Source organism: Azotobacter beijerinckii, from assembly GCF_900110885.1.
Lineage (GTDB): Bacteria > Pseudomonadota > Gammaproteobacteria > Pseudomonadales > Pseudomonadaceae > Azotobacter > Azotobacter beijerinckii.
The window spans coordinates 1-4,824 of record NZ_FOFJ01000119.1 but is presented as its reverse complement, the minus strand read 5'-3'; the positions used below and the strand labels follow the sequence as shown (position 1 = coordinate 4,824).

The window sequence follows — 4,824 nt, the reverse complement described above, 5'->3', positions numbered from 1 at the left end:
GCACCGTGCTCTGCGACGGACTGGCTTGTTTCGCGGCGGTCACCGCGGCGGGATGCCTGCATCAACGAACCGTGATCGCTGGACGCAAGCCCAGGGACTTGCCCGAGTTCCAGTGGGTCAACACGGTCCTGGGCAATCTCAAGACCAGCCTGGTCGGGAGCTACCCTGCCTTCAACTTCCGCAAGTATGCGGCCCGCTACCTGGGCGCATTCGCCTACCGTTTCAACCGCCGACTCGATCTGCGCACGCTGCCTGCGCGACTCCTCGTGGCAGTCGCGCGTTGCCCGCCACACCCCCTGCGGGTGATTCGGGGTGGCTGAGCATCATTGCTAATCAGGAGTCCCTTTACATGCGTTCCAGGGTTTCCAGGCCGAGCAGTTCCAGGCCCTGCCTGAGGGTGCGACCGGTCAGTGCGGCGAGCAGCAGACGGCTCTGCTGGCGGGCCGGGGTGTCGGCGGCGAGAATCGGGCAATTCTCGTAGAAGCTGGAGAATAGTCCGGCCAGATCATAAAGATAGGCGCAGAGCAGGTGCGGCTGACCCTTTTCGGCGACGTTGCCGAGCACCTCGCCGAACTGCGCCAGCCGGGCGGCCAGCGCCTGCTCCTGCTCGGCCTCAAGGACCAGGTCGCCGTCGATCGCCTCCAAACTCTTGCCCAGCTTGCGGAACACGCTGGCCACGCGGGTGTAGGCGTAGAGCAGGTAGGGCGCGGTGTTGCCCTCGAAGCTCAGCATCAGCTCGAAGTTGAAGCTGTAGTCGCTGGTGCGGTGCTTGGACAGGTCTGCGTACTTCACCGCGCCGATGCCGACCGCGCGGGCGATGCCGCGCAGCTCGTCCTCGGGCAGTTCCGGGTTCTTGCCCTTGACCAAGGCGTAGGCGCGCTGCTCGGCCTCGTCGAGCAGGTCGATCAGCTTCACCGTGCCGCCGTCGCGGGTCTTGAAGGGGCGGCCGTCGGCGCCGTTCATGGTGCCGAAGCCCATGTGCTCGAGGTCCGTGCCCTCGCGCACGAAGCCGGCGCGGCGCGCCACCGCGAAGACCATCTGGAAGTGCAGGGCCTGGCGCTGGTCGACGAAGTAGAGCACCCGGTCGGCCTCGAGCACCCGGCTGCGGTAGCGCATCGCGGCGAGGTCGGTGGTGGCGTAGAGATAACCGCCGCCGGCCTTCTGCACGATCACCGGCAGCGGGTTGCCTTCGGCGTTCCTGAACTCGTCGAGGAACACGCACTGGGCGCCGTCGCTCTCGGTCAGCAGGCCCTTGTCGCGTAGGGCCTGGACGATGCCCGGCAGCTCGTCGTTGTAGGCGCTCTCGCCGCGGATGTCGTCCGGGGTCAGGCGCACGCCGAGGCGCTCGTAGACCTCCTGGCAGTGGGACAGCGACACCTCGTTGAAGCGCTGCCAGAGGCGCAGGCATTCCGCCTCGCCGGCCTGCAGCTTGACCACCAGTTGGCGGGCGCGGTCGGCGAAGGCTTCGGACTCGTCGAAGCGCTTCTTCGCGGCGCGGTAGAACTGCTCGAGGTCGGCCAGCTCGCTCTCCGCGGAAGCCGGGTTCTCCTCGAGATGGGCCAGCAGCATGCCGAACTGGGTGCCCCAGTCGCCGACGTGGTTCTGCCGGGTCACCGCGTCACCGAGGAACTCCAGCACCCGCGCCACGGCGTCGCCGATGATGGTCGAGCGCAGGTGGCCGACGTGCATTTCCTTGGCCAGGTTGGGCGAGGACAGGTCGACCACCACCCGCTGGAGGTCGCCGTGCTTGCGCACGCCGAGGCGCTCGTCGGCCAGCGCCTTCTGCAGGCGTTGGGCCAGGGCATCGCTGTTCTGGAAGAAGTTGAGAAAGCCCGGGCCGGCGATTTCCACCTTGCTGATCGAGGGGTTGGCGGGCAGCGCGGCGATCAGCTTCTCGGCCAGCTCGCGGGGCTTCAGCCCGGCCGGTTTGGCCAGCATCATGGCGATGTTGCTGGCGAAGTCGCCGTGGCTCTTGTCCTTGCTGTTTTCCACCTGGATTGCCGGCGTCAGGCCCGCGGGGAGCACGCCGTCCTCGGTCAGGCGGGTCAGGGCTTGCTGGATCAGCTGGCGAATCGTGTCTTTCATGGTCTGCTCTTGGCCGCGAAGGGGCACTGCACCGGGGAGGCTGGTTGCGAAAACCAGGCATTATCCGCGGCGCGGACGGGCTTGCCAACCGCCGCGAATCCGGGCGGCGGCGCCGCCGATCGACAGGCCGGACCGGCTGGCACCAGGCGTTGTTGCTTAGTACAGATCGATCGGGTCGACATCCAGCGACCAGCGTACCGTGCGGGCGCCGGGCAGCCGTTCGAGGGCCGCCAGCCAGGGGCCGAGCAGGCGGTGTAGCGGCGCGCGGCTGGTGGCCTGCAGCAGCAGTTGGGCGCGGTGGCGACCGGCGCGGCGCTCCATCGGCGCGGGCACCGGGCCGAGCACTTCGATGCCGGAGAGCGGCAGCGCGTCGAGCAGGTGTTGCGCCTCGTCGCCGGCCTGTTCGAGAAAGCCCTCGGCCTGACCCGGCCGGTGCGCCTCGGCCCGCAGCAGGGCGAGGTGGGCGAACGGCGGCAGGCCGGCGGCGCGGCGTTCCTCGAGGGCCTGTGCGGCGAAGGCCAGGTAGCCCTGTTCGGCGAGCTGGACCAGCAGCGGGTGGTCGGCCAGGTGGGTCTGGAGGATCACCGTACCCGGCTCCTCGGCGCGCCCGGCGCGCCCGGCGACCTGCACGATCAGTTGGGCCATGCGCTCGCTGGCGCGGAAGTCGGCGGAGAACAGGCCGCCGTCGGCATCGAGGATCGCCACCAGGGTGACCCGCGGGAAGTGATGGCCCTTGGCGAGCATCTGGGTGCCGACCAGCAGGCAGGGCTCGCCGCGACGGATGATGGCGAGCAGCCTGGGCAGCGCATCCTTGCGCGCGGTGCTGTCGCGGTCGATGCGCAGCACCGGGTAGTCGGGGAACAGGGTGGCCAGGCGTTCCTCGGTACGCTCGGTGCCGGCGCCGACCGGGCGCAGGTCGACTCGGGCGCACTGCGGGCAGGCCGTCGGCTGGCGCTCGGCGTGGCCGCAGTGGTGGCAGCGCAGTTCGCGCTGGCGCTGGTGCAGGGTCATCCGCGCGTCGCAGCGCGGGCACTGGGCGATCCAGCCGCAGTCGTGGCAGAGCAGGGTCGGTGCGAAGCCGCGGCGGTTGAGGAACACCAGCACCTGCTGGCCGGCGGCGAGGGTCCGGCCGATGGCCTGCTGTAGCGGCGGGGAGATCCCGGCGTCGAGCGGCCGGCTCTTCACGTCCAGGCGCAGAAAGCGCGGCGGGCGGGCGTGGCCGGCGCGCTGGCGGAGCTGGAGCAGGGCGTAGCGGCCGGTATGGGCGTTGTGCAGGCTCTCCAGGGAAGGCGTGGCGGAGCCGAGCAGGATCGGAATCTCCTCCTGCCGGGCGCGCACCACGGCGAGGTCGCGGGCGTGGTAGCGCAGGCCTTCCTGCTGCTTGTAGGAGGCGTCGTGCTCCTCGTCGACGATGATCAGACCGGGGTGTTTGAGCGGGGTGAACAGCGCCGAGCGGGTACCGATGACGATGTCCGCCTCGCCGTCGCGTGCCGCCAGCCAAGCGTCCAGGCGCTCGCGGTCGCCGACGCCGGAGTGGAGCAGGGCGATCCGTGCGTTGAAGCGGCGGGTGAAGCGCTCCAGGGTCTGCGGGCCGAGGTTGATTTCCGGGATCAGCACCAGCGCCTGCCGGCCGGATTCGAGGACCTGGCGGATCAGTTGCAGGTAGACCTCGGTCTTACCGCTGCCGGTGACGCCGGCAAGCAGAAAGGCATTGAAGCCGCCGAGGCCGGCGCGCACCGCCTCGACCGCCTCGCGCTGTTCGTCGTTCAGCGGCAGTTCGGCCTGGAGCAGCCAGCCGCCGTGCCGTTCGCGGGGTGCGTGGTCGCGTACTTCGCTGCGCAGCAGGCCCTTGGCCTGTAGCAGATCGAGGCTGGCCTTGTTCAGCTGCAGCTTGCCGAGCACGGCCTGGGGCACGCCGTGGGGGTGCTGGGCGAGGGCCTGCAGGGCCTCGCGCTGGCGCGGCGCGCGGGCCAGGCGCGGGTCGTCCGGGCGGGCACCCTCGGCCAGCTGCCACCAGCGCTCCTGGCGCCGTTCGGCCGGTTCGCCCTGGCGCAACAGCGCCGGCAGGGCCCAGCCGAAGGTGTCGCCGAGGCTGTGCTGATAGTAGTGGGCCGTCCATCGGCACAGCCTGAGCAGGCTCGCCGGCAGCGGCGGACGGGGATCGAGGAGTTCGAGGGCGGCCTTCAGCTTGTCCGCCGGCACCTCGCTGTGCCCGCTCACCTCGACCAGCACGCCGACCACCTCGCGGCGGCCGAACGGCACGCGCAGGCGCATGCCCGGCTGCAGGGCGGCGATCGGCACGCCGGGCGGCGCCCGGTAGTCGAACAGGCGGCGCAGCGGCGAGGGCAGGGCGAGTCGGAGGATCGGGGCGGGCACGCGGGCAGTCCTTGGCGGGGAGAGGCGATCTTAGCAGGGCACGAGGCACGGGCGGCGACCTCTCGGCCCAGGGCAATCGCGCTATGAGGCATCCGGGCCAAACAGCAGTTGGGTTCGGTACTGCGCATTGGTGCAGGCCCGCATGCGCCGCCTGCCAATGCTCAGTTGACTGCTGTCGTTCTGTCGTATCAGGTTCAGTGCCGCGCGGCGTATCACGGCCAGGTTGCTGGCCGAGTGGTCCTTGCGACTGCGATTGGCATCCTCGCGAAACTGCACATCCAACACCCAGTGCTGGCTGTTCTCAATGGCCCAGTGGTCGCGCACCACGCCGGCAAAGCGTTCCAGGTCGCCGATCGAGCTCAG

Annotated in this window: 3 protein-coding genes and 1 pseudogene; 1 reads left to right on the top strand and 3 read right to left on the bottom strand. The window is 70.1% G+C overall.

What is annotated here, in order from left to right; all coding sequences use genetic code 11:
- A pseudogene (locus tag BMY22_RS22650) lies at positions 1-333 on the top strand (transposase); the annotation flags it as partial.
- Positions 334-345: 12 nt separating this feature from the next.
- Here the strand turns inward: BMY22_RS22650 and argS are convergent.
- From argS to BMY22_RS25480, 3 genes are all read right to left on the bottom strand, one after another.
- Positions 346-2,085: an arginine--tRNA ligase gene (gene argS, locus BMY22_RS22645; RefSeq protein WP_090625560.1), complete on the bottom strand. Its 1,740-nt coding sequence runs from the start codon at positions 2,083-2,085 to the stop codon at positions 346-348.
- Between the two features lie 156 nt (positions 2,086-2,241).
- Positions 2,242-4,461, bottom strand: coding sequence for a primosomal protein N' (locus tag BMY22_RS22640; protein WP_090625559.1), 2,220 nt, complete (start codon positions 4,459-4,461; stop codon positions 2,242-2,244).
- An 81-nt stretch (positions 4,462-4,542) separates the two neighbouring features.
- Positions 4,543-4,824: ISAs1 family transposase (locus BMY22_RS25480; RefSeq protein WP_167363793.1), on the bottom strand; the 282-nt coding region annotated here is incomplete at its 5' end.